General features: G+C 42.0%; 14 protein-coding genes and 1 pseudogene. 7 read left to right on the forward strand and 8 right to left on the reverse strand.

Features of this window, described 5'->3' with window-relative positions:
• Positions 1–50: 50 nt before the first annotated feature.
• Both V7K40_RS03090 and V7K40_RS03095 read left to right on the forward strand, forming a co-directional pair.
• A complete protein-coding gene (locus tag V7K40_RS03090; protein ID WP_334956607.1) occupies positions 51–995 on the forward strand; it encodes an iron-siderophore ABC transporter substrate-binding protein in 945 nt (314 codons plus the stop codon).
• 35 nt (positions 996–1,030) lie between these two features.
• On the forward strand, positions 1,031–1,675 hold the full coding sequence (locus V7K40_RS03095; protein WP_334956609.1) for a 2OG-Fe(II) oxygenase family protein: 645 nt from the start codon (positions 1,031–1,033) through the stop codon (positions 1,673–1,675).
• A gap of 156 nt (positions 1,676–1,831) precedes the next feature.
• On the opposite strand, the gene pcrA is transcribed toward V7K40_RS03095, so the two are convergent.
• Both pcrA and V7K40_RS03105 read right to left on the reverse strand, forming a co-directional pair.
• Complete coding sequence (gene pcrA, locus V7K40_RS03100) at positions 1,832–4,156, reverse strand: DNA helicase PcrA (protein ID WP_334956611.1); 2,325 nt, start codon at positions 4,154–4,156, stop codon at positions 1,832–1,834.
• A gap of 271 nt (positions 4,157–4,427) precedes the next feature.
• Positions 4,428–5,432, reverse strand: a complete 1,005-nt coding sequence (locus V7K40_RS03105) for a zinc-binding alcohol dehydrogenase family protein (protein ID WP_334956613.1) — start codon at positions 5,430–5,432, stop codon at positions 4,428–4,430.
• A 731-nt stretch (positions 5,433–6,163) separates the two neighbouring features.
• On the opposite strand from V7K40_RS03105, the gene V7K40_RS03110 reads away from it, so the two are divergent.
• The 3 genes from V7K40_RS03110 to V7K40_RS03120 are packed head-to-tail and all read left to right on the forward strand — an operon-like array spanning position 6,164 to position 8,178.
• Positions 6,164–7,132, forward strand: a complete 969-nt coding sequence (locus V7K40_RS03110) for a sodium-dependent bicarbonate transport family permease (RefSeq protein ID WP_334956615.1) — start codon at positions 6,164–6,166, stop codon at positions 7,130–7,132.
• 4 nt (positions 7,133–7,136) lie between these two features.
• On the forward strand, positions 7,137–7,448 hold the full coding sequence (locus V7K40_RS03115) for a P-II family nitrogen regulator (protein ID WP_334852028.1): 312 nt from the start codon (positions 7,137–7,139) through the stop codon (positions 7,446–7,448).
• Between the two features lie 28 nt (positions 7,449–7,476).
• The gene (locus V7K40_RS03120) at positions 7,477–8,178 is read left to right on the forward strand and encodes a carbonic anhydrase (RefSeq protein WP_334956676.1); all 702 of its coding nucleotides are present in this window, start codon (positions 7,477–7,479) and stop codon (positions 8,176–8,178) included.
• 138 nt (positions 8,179–8,316) lie between these two features.
• On the opposite strand, the gene V7K40_RS03125 is transcribed toward V7K40_RS03120, so the two are convergent.
• Complete coding sequence (locus tag V7K40_RS03125; protein WP_334956618.1) at positions 8,317–9,990, reverse strand: ATP-binding protein; 1,674 nt, start codon at positions 9,988–9,990, stop codon at positions 8,317–8,319.
• 1,119 nt (positions 9,991–11,109) lie between these two features.
• On the opposite strand from V7K40_RS03125, the gene V7K40_RS03130 reads away from it, so the two are divergent.
• On the forward strand, positions 11,110–11,547 hold the full coding sequence (locus tag V7K40_RS03130; protein ID WP_334956620.1) for a CAAD domain-containing protein: 438 nt from the start codon (positions 11,110–11,112) through the stop codon (positions 11,545–11,547).
• Between the two features lie 316 nt (positions 11,548–11,863).
• Here V7K40_RS03130 and V7K40_RS03135 read toward each other — a convergent pair whose 3' ends face one another.
• Entirely contained in the window at positions 11,864–13,036 is a 1,173-nt protein-coding gene (locus tag V7K40_RS03135) for an S-layer homology domain-containing protein (RefSeq protein ID WP_334956622.1), read from the reverse strand.
• Between the two features lie 260 nt (positions 13,037–13,296).
• A pseudogene (locus V7K40_RS03140) lies at positions 13,297–14,078 on the reverse strand (Uma2 family endonuclease).
• A 340-nt stretch (positions 14,079–14,418) separates the two neighbouring features.
• On the opposite strand from V7K40_RS03140, the gene V7K40_RS03145 reads away from it, so the two are divergent.
• Positions 14,419–15,777, forward strand: coding sequence for an ATP-binding protein (locus V7K40_RS03145; protein WP_334956624.1), 1,359 nt, complete (start codon positions 14,419–14,421; stop codon positions 15,775–15,777).
• 137 nt (positions 15,778–15,914) lie between these two features.
• On the opposite strand, the gene V7K40_RS03150 is transcribed toward V7K40_RS03145, so the two are convergent.
• The 3 genes from V7K40_RS03150 to V7K40_RS03160 form a co-directional block, all read right to left on the reverse strand.
• Positions 15,915–16,976 (reverse strand): ATP-binding protein, encoded by a 1,062-nt coding sequence (locus tag V7K40_RS03150; RefSeq protein WP_334956626.1) that lies wholly within the window; start codon positions 16,974–16,976, stop codon positions 15,915–15,917.
• 7 nt (positions 16,977–16,983) lie between these two features.
• Positions 16,984–18,141, reverse strand: a complete 1,158-nt coding sequence (locus tag V7K40_RS03155) for an FIST N-terminal domain-containing protein (protein WP_334956678.1) — start codon at positions 18,139–18,141, stop codon at positions 16,984–16,986.
• A gap of 309 nt (positions 18,142–18,450) precedes the next feature.
• Positions 18,451–19,947, reverse strand: a complete 1,497-nt coding sequence (locus tag V7K40_RS03160) for a glycosyl hydrolase family 57 (RefSeq protein ID WP_334956628.1) — start codon at positions 19,945–19,947, stop codon at positions 18,451–18,453.
• Positions 19,948–20,539 lie beyond the last annotated feature (592 nt).

A 20,539-nucleotide genomic window follows, 5' to 3' on the forward strand; every position in this document is an offset into this window, starting at 1 on the left:
TAAAAATGTATCGTGTTTTTCGGCTATCTTTCATCAGTCTACTAACTCTAATGTTAGTTTCTTCTTGCACTTACTCGTTTCGTAAAGCAGCAACTCCTCACCGAGGTTTTTTGGAGAAACCAATATCAGCTACTGTTCGGCTGGTAAAACACGCAATGGGTGAAACTCTAGTTCCTGTTAACGCACAAAGGGTAGTTGCATTAGATCCATTCCTAGCTGAAGATGCTTTGGCTTTGGGAGTCAAGTTAGTAGGCGCTCCTCAAAAGAACTTATCAGAATTTCAACTATGCTATGACCAATGTTTGAATATAAAAGATATTGGATGGAGACCCACCAATATAGAAAAAATTGCTGCTCTTAAACCTGACTTGATCTTGGGTAGCACTATCGATAACAAAGAAACCTATACATTGTTATCGCATATAGCACCTACTGTTTTATACAAATACAGTTTTGAGGAATGGAAAGACACATTTATACAAGCAGCTAATGCTTTAAATAAGACCGAGTCAGCCCAGATGGTCTTGGCAAAATATAATGCACGTTTAGCCCAATTCAAAACTAAGATGGGCAACCGACTCCAAAAAACTGTTGTGTCGTTTCTAAGTCCTAGACCTGATGTTATGGTTGTATTCGCCAAATGGTCCTTTTCTGGACTTATCTTAAAGGAAGCTGGTGTGGCTCGCCCAACTTCACAAATGTTAGATAAAAAGGCAACCCTTGGCAAAGGAGGGAATATTGCTTATAATCTATCACCGGAACTTCTAGAAGACGTTGATGGAAATGTTCTGTTTGTCAGCCCAACATCTACTGCCAACACAACTGATTCTCAAAAGGTACTCCAGAAACTCCGTAAAGAACCACTATGGTCAAAGTTAAAAGTTGTCCAGCAGGGCAAAGTTTATTTGGTTAGAGACCACTGGATCTGCTGTGGTTCAATTGCAGCTAATCGCGTGCTTGATGATTTATTTAAGTATCTCCTCAACGAGTCATAGGGTTTGAAATTGTTTTGTGTGACACGGAGTCTATCATGTTAGATTTAAATGTCATTCGCACGGGAATAATGCAAGAAGCACCCTATCGCTGGGCATTTTTGCAAAATCTGTTCCCACAAAAAGAGAGTTTAGAGCTATCCAATAACTATCCTCAAGAGGGTTTTTATAAAGATGGCAAAGGGTTTCCAATGCGAATGCTATTTGATGAGATTCAGGATATTACTAAGCCACAAATTACCGATTTACCCAAGCTGAACAATTTCTGGCAGCAACTGGTTAATGACCTGCACACCACTGCTTATCGAGCCGCTGTTGGGGAATTGACAGGTTTGAACTTAATGGACGATTTAATGTACATCTACTTGTTTCGTTATGACGTAGAAAACTCTTTTCCTCCTCACCCCGATTCTCCCATTATCCGCATGGTGCAAATGTTTTATTTCAATCAAGAATGGAACTCTAACTGGGGTGGTTGTTTACGTATTCTAAAAGACGATAATCCTGACTCGGTTTTTCAGGAAATTCCACCATTGCTGAATACTTCAGTTCTTTTGGTGCGTTCAGATAATTCCTGGCATACTGTGACCCCAGTATCAAAAGAAGCTGCTCAGTCTAGACTGACGCTAAAAGTTGCCTTTATAAACCGAGAAAAATATTTTGCCTACAAGAACAATACTTAATTGAGTTCAATGATGAATTATGGTATTTAGAATATTAAAAGCGTATCCAGTGGCACTGGAGTACACAAATCTCATTCTGTTGAACACTTTGAAGAAATTGAAATATAAAAAACAAGAACCCCGCTTTATTTGATAAGTCGGAGTTCTGCGATTTTATCACTCTACTCGTTGCAACTGTGCTACTCTTGGGTCAACAATTTTTTGTCCCAAGCTAGAAAATTTAATAGCCACAGACATCTTATTACCCGTTCCGAAAACATGGGTGATTTCACCAAGCCCAAAAGTTTTATGTAATACTCTATCGCCTACTTGCCAATTCTGGGTTGCGTCTTGTTTACCACTAGGAGTAGAAGCACTTTTAGTATAAGTTTGACGACTCAGGCGTTGAGTGGATAATAATTCTTCTGGTAATTCGTCGAGAAATTGCGATCGCATCGCGGGTTCACGAGAGCCATACAAACGGCGTTCCCGCGCGTGTGATAAATACAACCTTTCTTGGGCGCGAGTAATCCCCACATAACACAAGCGACGTTCTTCTTCCAAAGATGCGGGATCACTCAGCGATCGGTAGCCGGGAAACAGTCCTTGTTCTAATCCCACCAAAAATACTACGGGAAATTCCAAACCCTTGGAAGCGTGCAAAGTCATCAAAGAAACGGCTGTCTGTCCTTCTTTTAAATTATCCAAATCAGAACTGAGGGCGGCACTATTGAGAAAGTCTTGAAGAAAAACCTCTTCGTTTTCTTCTTGAAATTGCAGTGCAGCGTTGTAAAGTTCTTGGACGTTTTGTACCCGATCTGTGGCTTCATCTGTGCCTTGATTCATCAAGTCTTGGACGTAACCAGAGTCTTCTAGTATTCCTTGCAAAACCTCAGTTACGGGAAGCGTGCTGACTTGTCCTTGCCAACGGCTAATCATTGCGGCAAAATTATTTACAGCTTTTGTCGCCCGTCCAGCTAATGTATTAACTGATGTTTCATCGCTGAGTATTTCCCACAAAGTTGTCCCTAATTGTTGGGAGGCGTTCACCAAAGCATCAATAGTGCTTTTGCCAACTCCCCGCCGGGGAGTATTGATAACTCGTAATAAACTGACTGTATCAGATGGGTTAGCGATCACTCTTAAATAAGCAATGACATCTTTAATTTCTTTGCGATCATAAAATCTCGTTCCCCCCACAACTGTATAAGGAATTCGATATTTTACCAACAATTCTTCAAAGGGGCGAGATTGGGCGTTTGTCCGATAAAGTATGGCAAAACTACCCCAATTCAACTCTGGATTTTGCTGTTCTAAAGTACGAATTTGATTAATCACAAATGCGGCTTCTGCAAGTTCTTCATCGGCTTTGTGATAAGTAATCTGCTCACCCGGCCCCCGTGTCGGTTTGAGGATTTTATCAATCCGTTGGGTGTTATTTTCAATCAGTTCATTAGCTGCTTGCAGAATGTTTTCACAAGAACGATAGTTTTCCTCCAGCTTAACCATCGTTCGGGTGTCATCATCTACCAAACCATCGCCAAAGTCTTCCTGAAATCCCAGCAAGATGGTAAAATCTGCCATCCGAAAGCTGTAAATTGATTGATCCGCATCCCCGACAACGAAAACTGAGCGATTTTGCCATTCCCATTCGCTCTTTCTGGTTTCGCCATTAGTAACTAATAAGTGGATGAGTTGATACTGAGTGCGGTTGGTATCTTGATATTCATCTACGAGGATATGGCGAAACTTCCGATGCCAGTAACCCAATACTTGCTCATTTTGCTTAAATAATCTAGTAGGTACAAGAATTAAATCATCAAAGTCGAGAGCGTTGTTTTCTGCTAACTTATCTTGATATAAATTGTAGACTTGGGCAATCACTCGTCCGCGATAATTTGGTTGCTCTTGCTCAAATTCTTGGGGTGATAAACCTTGGTTTTTAGCGTTACTAATAGCGTAGCGGACAGAGCGGGCGTCAAATTTCTTATCGTCTAAATTTAGCTGTTTATTTACGATTTCTTTGATCAGAGTCATCACATCTGATTCATCAAAAATAGAAAAATTGCGATTCCAACGGCGTCCTTTCTCGTCTACATATTTTTCAATATCAAAGCGGAGAATGCGAGAAAATAGACTGTGGAAAGTACCACACCATAAGTCTTTGATCGTATTTTTGTAAACTTGTGATCGCAATTGCGTCTGTTGGTATTCTGTCAACAAATCAAGACGCTTACCGTGTTGTTTCATTGCCAGCTGTTCCGCAAACAGCCGTTGAATCCGGTCTTTCATCTCTCGTGCAGCTTTGTTGGTAAAAGTAACCGCCAGGATATTTTCTGGATCAACGCGGTGTTTCAGAATCAGATTCGCAATCCGATAAGTCAGCGCTCGTGTTTTACCGGAACCTGCGCCAGCAACAACTAGCAACGGCCCGCAATAATGTTCGACAGCTTGACGTTGGCTAGGGTTAAGGTGACTGAGAAAGTCGATGGTTGTTGTCATGGATGTGAAAAAGCGATGTCTAAGGGCGGGCTACGCCTACGCCTGGCGTCACATCAATAGAGAGTTGCTATTGCCCAGGTTACAATATCCTAACGAAACTTGGTCAATAAAGATTGTGTGGCAGTATTCTTAACCAGAATGGTACTCTATCATTGGCACATCAGTATAACCATTATCTCTATGGAATGGCAAAGCGGCTGTGCAAAAGCGTACCCATTGATGAAAAAACCCGGACACGAATGGGAACAAGCAATTGCAAACTGCTAACAATTCAAGTGTTTCGCCTTTTCTTAATGCCATTCGACTCATTTACTAATACCACTAATTTTCCTGTTGTTTGATTAGACTCCATATATTGGTGTGCTTCAACAATCTCGTCCAGATGAAAAACACGGTCTATATTGACCCGGTTTTGCCCCACTTCTACACCATCAATAAATCGTTGTAAATGTTCAATAGATAAATCTTCAGTACCTCCGGTATAAACGGTCAATTTTACCGTGTGAGGAATATCATCCATTGGTGAAAAGTTATTTAATGTCCAGGCATTGCCCAAAATACCGGTCATGCAGACAATGCCACCAGGGGCAACACATTGTAGTGAATCCAGCAGGGTAGAGGTTCCTACCAGTTCTAAAACCCGATCAACCCCCTTGGGAAAATTCTGACGGATAGAGATTGCGATTGCTCCTGTATCTATTACAACGCTATCAACCCCATTTGCTTGCAAAGCGTCTACTTTAGAAGAATTGCGAGTAGTCGCCACAACGGTTAGCCCCAGTTCTTTGGCAAGGTGTGTCGCGGCCATACCAACTGATGAAGTACCCCCCCGAATCAATAGCGTCTGCCCAGCCTGCACGCCCAAACCGGATATAAGAGAACCATAAGCCGTCTGAAACATTTCTGGAATGGCTCCTAAGACTGACCAGTCGAGGTTACTGTTAATCGGAAATACGCAGGTTTGCGGGACACAGGTGTATTCGGCATAGCTGCCATCAAATGCTCGTCCCATGCCTCCCATAATCGCTGCTACCTTCTGACCGGGCTGAAATGGGGTGTCAGGGGCGGCTTCGACAACACCAACGCACTCAATCCCCAAAATTCTGGGAAGTTGAACGCTGGGAGAATGCCCTTGACGTGTGAACATCTCAGAACGGTTCAGACCAAAGGCTTTGATCTCGATTAGCACCCATCCAGGCTGAGGAGATGGTTTTGTAATCTCTTGTAATTTAAGGGCTGTTGGATCACCGGGAGATTCCAAAAGAATTGCTTTCATAACGTTAATCATCGGCTGAATTAACTTGTTCTATGGTGTCAAACCTAATTTTTGTACGAGTACCATCACAAAATGGTTTGTTGGCTGTAAGCCGGAGTATTCATTGGGAGCCAACCGCTACAGCTAATTGGATAAGTTAATTGGATGCCTGTGAAGAGGCAAACAAATTTTGATGGGTAGTCGGTATTGAGAAACATTTTCTCAAATAAGGAAGAGATAACGGGCTAAGACTCTACATCTGACCATCATTTTCAGCAAATGGGGTTTACCAAACTGTTGTAAATCAAAAAATACTGGGATTTTAACAACGTTTGTGTTGTAGCAATTTATGAATTGTCCCTGCAATACGTTAACTTTTTTACGTAGATAAGTTAGCGACCAATTATTCCTGCGCGTTCTGTCGTAAAATCAGCGACGGGGAATAAAACATCATAAAAATACTGGGCAAGCTCTGACTTGTTCTCTTGTCAACAGAGCCTACAGCTGTTTTCAGTTAATTGAACTACGGATGTTCTTAGGGACACCGCAATGTTGCCTAGCCCGTGGTTTATATGCTTGAAAAACGCTGTAATACCTAACCAAGAGTGTTGTCACCAATAGAACTATTCACTCCTTGAGTACCTAATTGACATTGGGTAGCAACACACGATACATCATGATTCAACCGTTAAATTTTTAAAGATGAAAAATTTCTTTAATTTTAGGTTCAACCAATACAAGGAGAGGTGGATATGGATCTGAGCTTAATTGTATCCAATATTTTGAATCCACCAATCCTGTTTTTCTTTTTAGGCATGACTGCTGTTTTTGTCAAGTCTGATCTAGAAATTCCCGCACCAGTGCCCAAACTCTTTTCGTTGTATCTGCTGCTTGCCATTGGTTTTAAAGGAGGGGTAGAACTAATCAAAAGCGGTATAACTCAGGAAGTAGTTCTCACACTCGCGGCAGCGATGATGATGGCTTGTGTTGTTCCAATTTACACCTTTTTTATCCTGAAGTTGAAATTGGATACTTACGATGCGGCTGCGATCGCAGCCACCTACGGCTCTATCAGTGCCGTCACCTTCATCACAGCTAGCGCTTTTTTAACTGAGCTTGGCATTACTTTTGATGGTTACATGGTGGCAGCCCTTGCCCTGATGGAATCTCCAGCGATTATAGTTGGTCTAATTTTGGTGAATATATTCACCGCCGATGGCAAGCGGGAGTTTTCGTGGCCGGAAGTTTTGCAAGAAGCATTTCTTAATAGTTCAGTTTTTCTATTAGTCGGTAGTCTATTAATAGGTGTCTTGACAGGAGAACACGGTTGGCATGTATTAGAACCCTTTACTCAAGGGTTATTTTATGGCGTTCTCACTTTCTTCTTACTGGACATGGGATTGGTCGCTGCTAGAAGAATTAAAGACTTGCAAAAAACCGGAGTTTTCCTGATTTTATTTGCGATACTAATTCCAATACTCAATGCAGGCATTGGGTTAGCGATCGCCAAATTCATCGGTATGCCTCGCGGAGATTCACTGTTGTTCGCTGTATTGTGTGCCAGTGCTTCTTACATTGCTGTCCCAGCAGCTATGCGGATGACTGTTCCAGAAGCAAATCCCAGCCTGTATGTTTCTACCGCTCTAGCGGTGACTTTCCCGTTCAATATTATTGTGGGAATTCCGTTGTATCTCTACGGAATTAACCTATTTTGGAGGTAATAATATGCACGTAGTTAAAAAGATAGAAATTATCGCCAACTCCTTTGAGCTTGCCAAAATTTTAGATAAATTAGACAAGTCGGGTGTACATAACCATGCCATAATCCGAAATGTTGCTGGTAAAGGATTACGAGGAACGACAGAAGATTTAGACATGACCATGCTTGATAATGTTTACATCCTCGCGTTTTGCATGCCAGAAGAACTCAAGCGTGTTGTCGAAAATATCAAACCACTCCTGAATAAGTTCGGTGGTACTTGCTACGTTTCCGATGTGATGGAAATTCGCTCTGTCAGATGTGTAGCGTCGATGTAAGAGAGTTATAAATTCAATGAAGCATTTCATGGAACGTCGTGACTTTTTGAAGTTGGGAATTACCGGGGCGTTTGGGATGATGCTATCTACCAGCGATTTACTCTGGCGGGTGGAACAGGCTAAAGCTGCCGAAATACCCTCAACCTCCCCTGAATCCCTCAGTCCCGATGCAGCATTGCAAAAGCTGATGGAGGGAAATCAGCGGTTTGTTCAGCATCAACCCCAATACCCCGATCAATCTGCGCTGCGGTTGCAGGAAGTTGCTCAAGCTCAACATCCATTTGCAACTATTCTCAGTTGTGCGGATTCACGAGTCCCCGCAGAAATTGTTTTCGATCAGGGCATTGGGGACATCTTTGATGTTCGGATTGCCGGAAATATTGCCACGTCTGAAGCGATCGGCAGTATTGAATATGCGGTTGTCTTGTTAGGTTCTCCGCTGCTGATGGTAATGGGTCATGAGCGTTGTGGGGCAGTAACGGCCGCTGTACAAAACCAATCGTTACTCGGTGATATTGGTAGTTTTGTGAAGGCAATTAAACCAGCAGTGGAAAAGGTCAAGGATCAGTCGGGTGACGCGGTTGAAAATGCTGTGGTTGCAAATGTACAATATCAACTTCAACGTTTGAAGCGATCACAGCTTTTAACTGAGCAGGTGCGAGCGGGCAAATTGAAAATCGTCGGAGGTCGTTACGATTTGGATACAGGGAGGGTGAGTATCATTACTTAATTTGGTAGAGGATTCCCAACAATTAAACAATTTAGGACTTACGCACAAGAGATCCCCTAACCCCCTTATAAAAGTTGGCTGTTTAGGGTTCCCCCCTTTTTAAGGGGGGATCTAGGTTTCAGGTTTTCAGTAACTACTTCAATCCTGCACAGTCATTGGTAGACGAATAATGAAAGTAGAGCCAACTCCCGGCTCACTTTTGACAATAATCTCACCACCCATCATCTGGCAAAAGTGGCGGCTAATTGCCAACCCCAGTCCCGTACCTCCATACTTTTTCGTAGTCGAGGTATCTCCTTGTGTAAAAGGTTGAAATAACTGTTGCTGTTGACGGTGAGACATACCTATGCCTGTGTCGGTAACGGTGAAAGTAATGATGCCCAAAGGAGCCTCCAGTCGGAATTCATCCTTTTCTCTGTTGACTGTCAGTATCACCTTGCCGTTTGTAGTGAACTTGCCGGCGTTACTTAGTAAGTTTAACAACACCTGCCGCATCCTGGTTTGATCGGCGTACATGATGCCAAGTTGCTGATCAATATGTACTTCTAAGACATTGGCATTTTTTTCTATTGTCGGTTTGACTGTGAGGACAACGTTATGAATTAGGGTTGCAATCTCGAATGTCTCTGGATAGAGGGTCATTTTCCCCGCTTCAATTTTTGACAAGTCGAGGATTTCGTTAATTAAGTGCAGTAGATGCTTACCAGCAGAGTTAATAGTTTCTAAGTCTGTGATAAAGTCTCCTGATAAACCAAGATCGGTGGCGTCGTCTTCTAGAAGTTGGCTTAAGCCAATGACAGCATTTAATGGCGTGCGTAATTCGTGGCTGACATTGGCCAAAAACACGCTTTTTGCTTTGCTAGCAGCTTCGGCTAATTCTTTAGCTTGTTGTAGTTCTTTTGTTCGCTCAGATACTCGCTCAATCAGACGATTTAGAGATTTGGCGAGTAGGCCAATTTCATCTTCAGTGGTGACTGGAGCTCGCAAATCGAAATTAGATTTTCTTGCAACTTGCTCCGCTACTTGGGTGACAGTGATAACTGGTTCAGCGATCGCCCGACTGGTACGCCATGCTACAATGGCTGCGATCGCCACCGAAACCAGCATACTCATAATCACGATGAATCGCTCTACTACTTTTGCCTCTTCAACAGCTTTTTGCTTTTCTTGCTCTTGAAATTCAGCATTTTGCAGGATGTTAGTCAAGCTTTCAGAAAGCTGGTCTAGCCGGATGGCTGTTTCACCACGCATAATTGTCAATAACTGCGATCGGGCAGAGGAAATCTGCTGAGGCTGCACTTGCTGGGAGTCAACTTCCTTTAAAACGACCTCGATTTGGTCAACGTAAGCTTTTAAATTAGTCTTGTAATCCAGCAATAACGTCTGTAAAATCGAACTTGTTGCTGCTAGTCTTTTAGGTTTACTATCGATGAATCCGGCAATTTTTGACTCTAGTTGCTTGGCTTTTTCAACATTTTTCAGAAAATCGGCTTTTTTGCTTTGCAGCTGTTGTGAATTTTCCAATACAGCAACTAGGTTAGAGCTATGCAATTGCGCCCCTACTACTGCATCTTTATAATTACTCAGTAGTTGTCCTTGTTCATAGGCTTGATTAAATTGCCTGACTTCTCTTCCCCGGTAGTAGTTGGCAATCACTAACCCAGTCAATGAGCCAAAAAAGCCAATTCCGATAGCTACAAAGTACCCATAGCCAATCTTTTGATGGATGCGCCAAGAACTGGCTTTGAGTTTCCCTCGTGAGGGAAATTCTATAGTCGGGAGTTCGTCTGTCGATGGCTCTTCGGCTGACACTTTTTTGCTTTCTGAACTGCTGTCGATAGGGGTTGGCTTTTGAGGAAAGCATTTCTCAAATCTTCTTGCCTTCCCGCAAAAATCACTAAATCAGTCTAGCTTGTGCAAACACTTTCATTGATGATTAATATCTAGATTATCTTCTTTTATAGCAATAGCAAATCATTGCTTACTAGATAATTAGCATAACCTTATATAGTATAAGTGGTTTTGATATAGCAATTTTAAATCATTCGTGAGAGATAAAATTGCTGAAACGCCTATAAATAGGTACTTTTAATCTCCGTATTTTCTCACATTTCAATTTTGATTGCTATAGCAATGAGTTCTTGGCATCAGGTACGCCACTACTCTACCTTACTGCTTCTTTAGAAAATTAATACAATCAGGAAAAAACAAAAGCTTTGACATTCGTTGGGCAGTTGAACTGAGCGACTTGTACCGAGTGAAGTCGAGGTAAGCCGTAAAACCTACGGCATAGCTACGCTTAGGGCGCAGCCTCTCCAAGAGTTGTATTGGGCATTGGGAGGAGACAAGTTAGAGACTTCCTCCTTGTCTGGCCAGGCCACATTGACCCTTATCCCCAGAGAGCGCCCCGAGTTACCCAGTCCTCAGACACGCATATCATAAAATAGTTCTAAAATCTAGTCTATATGAACACACAAAAACTGTTATTACGTATTAATATCAATACGAATGCGTTAATTGACGAATGCGGCTTAAGATAGCTTTAATATCAGATAAAATCGGCTTTTAGGCTTATATAAATGAGAGGTGGACTGATTTTTGCATAATTTGTACTTAGATTTAGTACGATTATGAGCAAATGACACGGAATGGGATAATCACAACCGGAGGATTCCAGTTGATTCAAAAAAAAAGAACTCAGAAAGCCGATTATAATACAACATCCTTCTGAGTTCTATCCTCCTACTGAACTTTCTACCTTGTAGTTGATGCAGTAGATATTACGGGGCAATTATGGTTATAGGATACTAAAACCCTTTTCTGCCCTTGACCTAATTCTATTGATGCACTTGTGCATTACCTAATCAACAGCCTTTTGGTTGTAATTATCCAGATCAGAAAAACTCAACTGTCAAATTTATAGGAGCGAAAATGCCAGAACAAGAATTCACAGAAAGCACATCAAAAGAGGGTACAGTGACAGATATCAACAGCCAAACGGGAACTATCACCAAACTCCAGCCCCCCGCACAATCTCAAGACGAATGGCTAAAATACGGGGAGCAAATTTCTAGCTTTTTAGCAACATTACCAGAATATCTGGGAAGCTTCTTTAATCAATATAGGCAACCCCTGGTGACTGTTGGTTTAATTGTGGGATCAATTGTTGGGGTTAAAGTACTCTTGGCAATATTAGATGCTTTGAATGATATCCCCTTGGTAGCACCTACTTTTGAGTTGATCGGTATTGGTTATTCTGCCTGGTTTGTTTACCGCTATTTACTCAAAGCCTCAACTAGGAAAGAGTTAACTAGTGAAATCACCACTCTGAAATCACAAGTAGTTGGTAAAGAAATTCCAGAAGCTTAATATCTAACTATGGCTTCTCCTGCAAAGACGCTACGCTAATGCTTTAATTCAAAATCACGGTCTGTTCTGATCTGAGGAAGCCTTAGATCAGACTTTTCTCAAAATTAAGAATTTTTTTTGAATTTCTAATTTTGAATTTTGAATTCTCTGCAATGGGTTGGCCAACAAGCAAGGGAGCATACAACTCTTGGAGAGGCTGCGCCCTAAGCGTAGCTATGCCGCAGGCTTTACGACTGCGCTCAGTAACCAGGGGAGCAATAAAGAATCTTTCTCCTCAGTTCCTCTACCTGTTTGTTGAACACTTTCCCTACCAAGCTCACTGAGACGAGCTTCCTGCGGACAAGTTACCTTTTAGGTTGTGCTTTGGAGTGCGCGAAAGTCTTGGAGACACGCTGCGTGATGCCTGCGGCAGGCGTAGCTGCGGTACAATGTTTTGAGATGGAATTGCCTCCAACTTGCCACGTTTTACTAAAGCTTGATGAATCATCGCTGCCACTTCAGTCCGACTAGCTACTTTGTTAGGAGCGATAATTTGTTGATTTGGATAGTTAACTACCAGACCATTAGTTGTAGCAGCGGCTATTTTGCTAATAGCATAGGTTGGAATATCTTTAGCATCTTTATAGACACTTAAAATCTGATTTGGGGAAGTGGGTGCTTTTAAATTCAACCCACTGACAAGAGCAACTAAAACTTGCACTCGCGAAATATTTTGTTGTGGTTTGAAGGTTTTTTTAGGGTAGCCTGTGAGAAATCCGGCACTGATCGCTTGGTCAATTGCTGGAGTTGCCCAGAATTTTGCTGGTACATCTTGAAATGCGATCGCGGTCTTAGACGGTTCTTGGTCAAAGGCTTTTTGAAGTATAGCAGCGAATTCGGCGCGATTTACAGGCTGATTTGGTCTAAAAGAATAATCAGGAAACCCCTTGAGAATACCACGGGAAGAAAGAACATCTATAAAACGCCGACCCCAGAAGTTATTGGGCACATCGTTAAATGCAATTGGCGGCGGAATAATGGATTTTTGTTTTGCCGGAGTTACTAAAGGCAATGCTAATGATGTAATTGATGACTCAAGTCCTGTTGAAGAGGATACAGGCGTCTGTGGTTGTGGGGATTGAGTTGGGATTACCTCAGCAGATGGTAACACTGCACGGGAAGGAGTTGCGCTGTTAGTCGGAAATGAAGGTATCTTGGGTTCAATAACAGCTTCAGGTGGAGATGACGGCAAAACGTTGAATCTAGGGACTGCATTTGGTTCTACCTTGGGAGTAGGGGAGGGCAATACTTGATTTGGTTGAACGCTAGGAGATGGAGTGGAAGAAGGCGACAGCAGCCCGTTTAAGTTCCAGCTAGAATCCCTGCCAGACAATGACCAAAAAAGAATCGCTCCGATAGTGGTGAAGGCAACCAGAATGGCTATAAATTCATCAAAGCCAAGGGCAGTTCTTTGGGATGACTCCGGTTCGGAAGGAGGTCTATTTGTCATCGTGATTACCCTAGTAGCAGTAAAATTTGTGTCTAAACAAATTAAGCCACAGATGACTCTTTTACACCAGCCCTTTTTAATTCATAATTCCTAATTCGTAATTCGTAATCACGCTCGTTGCGCGGCATCGTCTCCCCTTCTGCCAAAGGAAGAGGCTAACGCCTGCCGTAGGATGCCCAGAGGGCTGTAGGGAGAAGACTTTAACGTAATTCGTAATTTGTAGCAAAATATTAGGCTTCTGGTTCAATGCCGAGTGATGTCTAACGACAAGCCGCTTCGCGTCTACGCAATTGGGCAGTTAAGCGATCGGCTCTTTGGCGTTCCTGTTCTGCTGTTTGGGATTCCTGTTCTGCTCTTTCCTCGCCACTCAACAACAAATTACCTTGTAAATCCCACCAACGCAGCTAGGGTAATTCCACATTCTGATAAACTCCTAGCCAAATGCCTAATTCAACACCCAAAGAAACGATGGGATAATGTCCTCGTTCATTTGTTGGTAACACCTGATACTGTCCTTCAACCAGATGATAAACTTCTATACTGGCTTTACTCACTTCATAAATGCCGTAGAAGGGAGGACGAATCACCTGCTCATAAATCCAAAATTTACCCTTCCAAGGAGTTTTATCTCGTTCTTCACTACCGTCCCCAGAGACAAATTCCGGGACAATCAACAAGGCAATAAACTTTCGCCACAATACATAAGAGCGTCGCGTTTGCCCATTCAGTGTAGGCGGTACATTTGGTACATAAAATCAATCCGGTGCTTCTGCTCCTTTTTCAGGGGGATCAGTTAAGCGCCAGTAAATACCTAAGTCCTGGCCAATACAATTACCTTCAGGATTTATTTGCTTGAGAATAGGTTGAATCGAGTCAGTTAGTAAGATGCTTTGGGGATGCTCTTGCCAATTTTTCACGCCAGTTCGCACAACGGGGGGAACCCCGCAAGCGACTGGCTTACAAACGTGCCATCGGACTCAGGAAGCTGGGTATGATCGGGGAAAGGAGTTAGGGCGGTCGATGGATTGGTTGCAGAGGTCATAATCCTACCTTTGCACTTTTTGTAAAGGTTGTTTTTAGTTTAGCTTGCGATCGCTCTTGCCAGTAATTGTAAAAGCTAGCATTTAAGACAAGAGATTTTGCTCTTGTTTGTTAATTGAGATGGTAGCTGGATTTTTCCGCCCGCTGTACTAAGCCAATGAGCATTTAAGTTGCATAAAAGCAGGGCTGGAGTTGCTTACTACAAGCAAATCATTCTGGAAATAATGAATGAGGATGAGCTTAGTTTGACTAGATACCTAAACCTAAACCGGATTTAGAGGTGGCAGAATGTAAAATATTAACTTATTGTTTACCTGTCTTTGTAAAAATCAGGGTGTCTAGTGTCAGAAGAATTCAGTTGCTCAATCTTACCGCCATTTTTGTCTATTGGTAGCGATCGCGATCTCGATTTAGAGTCAACCCTCCAAGAACTACCAATGTACAACTTCCCAGTGGAAATCAACCGCACTGGTATGGAAGTGGCTAATTTTTTGGAAAAATATCCCCTATTACCAGGAGTAATTTTGGTAGAACAGGGAAACTTTATTGGGATGATTTCGCGGCGACGACTGCTGGAATTTTTGATTCGTCCCTATGGACAAGAGTTATTTGTTCAGCAACCATTAGCCGTTCTCTACAGCTATGCACGGATACCGATGTTGCTCCTTGCTGATACAACATCGATTTTAACTGCAATGCAACTTAGCTTAAAGCGATCACCAGAATTCTTAGCAGAACCAATTGTAGTACACACAGAATCTGGTGCTTATAGATTGTTAGATGTACAAGAATTGAATATTATTTCTTGGCAAATTCGGGGAATTGACAATCTGGTGCGGTATGAACGCAGCCAAGCCCAAATGATTCAAAATGATAAAATGGCAAATCTGGGACGTTTAGTAGACGGCATAGCGCACGAAATTTTAGACCCAGTAGGTTTTATTTGGGGTAATATAACTTATGTTTCAAACTACAGCCAAGATTTGCTCAAGCTGATAGCAGCTTATGAAAAAGAATTCCCATCAGCTTCCCAGGCAATTAATCTTCTTAAAGAAGAGATTGAATTTGATTTTTTAGAACAAGATTTGTCGCGATCGCTTGCTAGTATTCGCACCGGAGCGGAAAGATTAAAAAAACTCGTCACCAGCTTACAAAACTTCTGTCATATCGATGAACTTTATCCAAGACCAGCAGATTTACATGCCTGCATAGATAGTATTATTTTACTAATTAATAGCCGTCTTCAAGGAGAAATTGAAATCGTCAAATACTACGGTCAATTACCTCCAGTATATTGCTTTATGGGACAATTAAATCAGGTTTTGATGAATATTTTCAGTGAAGTGGTAGATACTTTACTTAATGAAGCAGTCCGACAGCAGTTGCATTTAGATGATACAAAGACTCTTCAAAAACCCCGAATTGAGATTACCACAGAAGTTATTTCCCAGGAAGCAAGCAACCCAGATGTAGCAGATTCTCGCTGGATCTTAATTCGCATTGCTGACAATAGTTCTGGAATATCTCAAGAATTACAACAGCAAATTATGGAGTCTTTTTCTCTGGAAACAAAGAATAGTAAGAATACTAGTTTGGCAGTAAGTTATCGAATTATCACCGTCAGACATGGCGGAAAATTAAATTTCCATTCACAGATTGGTATAGGTACAAAATTTGAAATTTTATTGCCTTTAGTTTAATAAAACTCCATCCCCAAAAGCTTATTTAAGATTCATAAAATTTTGCTCCTAGTCTTTGACTTGAAACGAAGAATTTATTTTCGGTTAGGTGGAGCTTAAGTACCCATCATAACGTTGCGTTAGATTACTTCCTAAACTTACTGCTTGATAGGAATTTGAACCACAAACTCCGTTCCTTTTCCAGGTGTCGAAAAAAATTCTAACTTGCCGCCATGTTTTTCGGTGATGATTTGATAACTGATAGCCATTCCCATTCCTGTTCCTTTCCCGACAGGTTTTGTTGTAAAGAAGGGATTGAAAATCTCTTTTTGAATCGATTCGGGAATCCCAGAGCCATTGTCAGTGATCGCAATTTTTACCCATTGCAAATCAACGATAGAGGTATGAATCGTGATGTGACTGGGATTATCCCGGATTTCTTCATAAGTCCGTTTGGCATTGAGTTCTTCGAGCGCATCAAGTGCATTTACGAGAATGTTCATAAACACTTGGTTAATCTGTCCCGCATAACATTCTACATTGGATAAATTGCCGTAGTCTCTGATAACCTGAATTTCTAGGCTTTTGTCAGTGGCTTGGAGGCGATGCTGCAAAATCATCAAAGTATTGTCGATGCCCTCATGAATATCCACCGCTTTAAACTCACTTTCATCTAGGCGCGAGAAGTTACGTAGTGATAGCACAATATCCCGGATACGCTCCGTCCCAATATTCATTGAGTTCAATACCATAATCGCGTCTTTTTCTAGAAACTCTAAATCGACGGTTTTGCGTTGGGTTTGAATTTCAGTAGGTGGGTTGGGGAAATGATGGTGATAAAGCTTGACCAATTGTAGTAAGTCATGGATGTATTGCCTGATATGGCTAAGATTTCCGTAAATAAAGCTAACGGGATTGTTGATTTCGTGAGCAATGCCTGCCACCATTTGACCCAGAGCAGACATCTTTTCGCTTTGAATCATTTGAGCTTGCATTTTATGCAAACTAGCTAACGTAGCTTCTAACTCTTGGCCTCTGTACTGCAAGTCTGTCCGAGAGTCTTCTAACTCACAAATGACTTTCTTTAATAAAAATTCCTTTGTGCCAATGTCAGTTTCTAGCTGGCGGCGTTCAGCTTCGCAGCGTTCCAGTTTTTTTCGCAAGGTACGGTTTGTCTTTTCCAACTCTTGGATCTGTGTGGAATTGTCTTGGTTATCCATACACCACTCATTTTGTACCCATTAGCAGTGTGACAAACGTTTTGTTATGAAATTGCGTTTGACCTTTGCTTACCAAAGGAGCAATTTCACCATAAGCGTAGAAACCACAGCAAGGCAATGCCTCTGGTAAATGAGTTTTGACAAGCTGATACTCAAGTCTTGCCAGAGTTCCCAGAATTCGTCGACGGGCTGCACAGGAAATAAGTAACGCTGCTGTTGGCTTCACACCGGGATAATCGGCAAGAGCATTCTTTAGGGATGCCTCAGAAGCTGACAGAATATCGCCACGAGTTGCATCGGTGATTTGCACAAGTGCCTGTTCAGGAATATCAGAGAAGAATGTCACACTACCAGATTGTTGATCGTAACCATTGGGTGCCCGCATATAAAAATGGTCTTGATCCTCAAAAACCGCCAAGGCATGAATCGCAAAGTTAGCCGCAAATCGTTCTTCACCGAGATAATGCTGGTAGAAATCTAAGGCACGCTGTCCATCAATTTCATAGACTACGTTGCGATTAACTTTAGTTACACGGCTACGTTGGCTGATGGGAGTCCAACCACTGGCAACTCCGTGGGAAAATAATAGTTGTCCAGAGAACAGCAGCACTGGCACTGAATCACTCAACACTTCACCCTGGAAGAATTGGTAGGTCTTATTAAAGGTATAGTCATCGGCAGCCATTCCTCCAATGATGGGAACATGCTTTCCCAGACTTTGTTTTAAACCCTCTAAAATCAAGACCCCGTTGCTGGTTAGACTATCGGGAAAGGTGAGGCATAATTGCGGTAAGGATGCACTCTTTGCCTTTGCTTGTGCGATCGCTTGTTGGGCTGCAAGGGCTGGATTTTTAGATGCTCCTCGTCCAATACCTGCCTGAATTTCTACTTCATCGGTAGCAAACAGCATTAGGGTTAGAGAATCTTGCTGAAACTCCAGAATTGAGGAGATTTCTCCATTTGTAGTTCCACCAATCAACTCAATTCCGGGGAAAGCATCTTGAATGCGTTGCAAAATTAACGCATGGTCAAAATCTATAGCAGTGAATAAAAGTCCAGCCTGAGGAATTGACCCTGCTAGGGAACGGCTACATTTTTGAAGAACTTCAGCGATCGCGTTTTGAGAATCAGGATCGTCACTATGACCAACAACAACTCGAAACACAACTACCTCATTGTAAGTTTGAATAGCAGCGTGCTTACCCAATTCAGATGGCAGCACCTAGTAACCTACAATTAGACTTCCCACTTACTTGAACTAAATCTCAATTCACCTGAGTTTTTATTTTCCGCCTCATTACGCTTGGCTTAAGGTTTGCTCCTCTCTAACCCCTCCTTAAAAAGGAGGGAATTAGAGCAAACCTTTTTAAGGGGAGCCAGCTACCATCTCAATTAACCAGACAACAGGGGGCAAAATCCCCTTGTTAAAGGTAGGCAAACTGACGCCGTATTGTACTAGCTTCCAGTCCCCAGTTCAATTCATCTGCAATAAATTTTCGCCACTTTGGTAAATTTCCCGCGCATAATCAGTCCAAGCGCCTTGTCCCCAATAACGAAAACAACTAGTTTGCAGCAAAAGGTTATGTAGGAGAACGTTACGGTATTGAGATTGTCTAGTAATCGGTTCTGCTGAGTCAGTTTGCAATAATGGATCTATCTTTTGATGGAATAAACTGCTTAATTGATACATGGGAGACAACACATTTTCATATCCTTTTACCCAACTGATATGATTTGTCCACGAGGCTCCATCCATGTGAAAATTAGAGTTTATTTGCTTTAATTCTTGAATGGCATTCTCTACAGCTTGTGGTTGAATATTATCTGGTGAAACTCGCTCCCAAATTTGATGTTGTCCAACTGGCTGACAAGTTGGATAATCTTCAGGTTTGCATCCAGCAGCTTCGATTAATTCTAAATATTCTGTACCACACATCCCAACTACACCTGATTTTCCTTTGCCGTTATTGACCATATCCCACCAAGCTTGTTTAAAAGCGCTAGGAAATTCATTCATCATTACACCACCATTTTCACCATCTCCAATTTGGCTAACTATTGGTGGCACAAATACACTGCCAATTTGTTGTTTGCATAAGGTTTTGGCTTCATAATAAGGCTGCATTTGTGCGACTAATTTAGTATCCGAACCTTGGGTTTTAATTAAGGCTGTGATACTAATTGTTTCGCCTTGAGAATTGCGGGCAATCAGACGATGTGGTAAATGTTTGTGGGTAAGAGATTGACCACTAATTGTTTCTACAGAATGTTCTTGAACAAGTAGCCAGCGATATCCACATTCTTTCAGCGCTTTCACAAATTCAAACAGAGCATCAGGGTGATTTGGTAAATGCATTTCTGGAGGCGAAAATCCTTTGACTCGCGCTAGTGCTTCCCAGCCAAAAATTGCCGCAAAGTGATGTTGCCATGCGATGATATGCAATTTAATATCTGGTATGGGTGTGGAAGGAATAACTGCATGGCTCCACATTGTACCCAGCCACTCTACATAAGGTTGATAGGTGCGATCGCAAGTGATGCGTTTGAGATTATCGAGAACATCACTGCGTCCCATTTGCCGCAGTCCCCACAAAAGATTACCAGAGTAATCCAACATCACACGCGGATTGCAACCTTGATTTACAAGTTCGGGGATCAAGTCTCCCATGCGGCTGTAACAATAAGCAAAAGGATCTGCATTGTGGTTATCCCCCTCATGAGGATGTTCAAACATATATTGCAGATTGCTGATGAGTGTACCATCATTTCCTGCGGGTATAGTTGGCTGGTGCATGTGCAAGGCGATCGCAAACACAGCATTCACATCCTCTAAGCGGATATTTGTTGTTGGCAAAAATACTGGTTTGTTATGGTTAACTACAGAGATCACCTCTGTTTCCCAACCAGAAATATTCGGCAAGCCATCAATGATTTCGGGCAAAGGAGTAAGAGTCGTGGGGAAGGAAAGCATTTCTGATTGCTCCGAAATAAGTTATATCTACAAAACTTGCATGAGTATCTAATAGCACCTGACTCAGTATAGATACGATAAATACCCTGAGCCATAACATTTTGAATTTGGTGATTTTCAGTAACTGCGAACTCAGGCAAGTCTATAGCAATCCTATTTGATCAAATGGGATTGCTATAGTAATTATCGGTGCAGTCTACCCAGATATTCGCATCTTTATGTTCTACTGATTGATAAAGTTTGTTTACCATCTGCTAATATGTCAGATTTTAGTCAGAAATTTATGAATCGCATGATTCGGCTCTTTTGGCAAAATATACTTAGTCCATGCTGCTGGTGTTGATTAGGATACTGATTGCCTATGTCTAGAGAGACAAGTCGCCAAGAGCGTCTGGGCGGCTGTGGCCAGTTATCGGCAGCAATGTGTAGAATTGATTCCTGACTTTTTAGTAGTAAATTTAACACGATCACGACTTACGCAAACAATAGCCGAAAAGAAAGATTTTCTTGTTAGGGCAATTCATGAATTACCCTAAAGCGCGTGTAGTTTTGCGTAAGTCCTAACAATGTTACCAAAATTATCGCACTTTAC

It is taken from the genome of Nostoc sp. (assembly GCF_036917195.1).
Lineage (GTDB): Bacteria > Cyanobacteriota > Cyanobacteriia > Cyanobacteriales > Nostocaceae > Nostoc.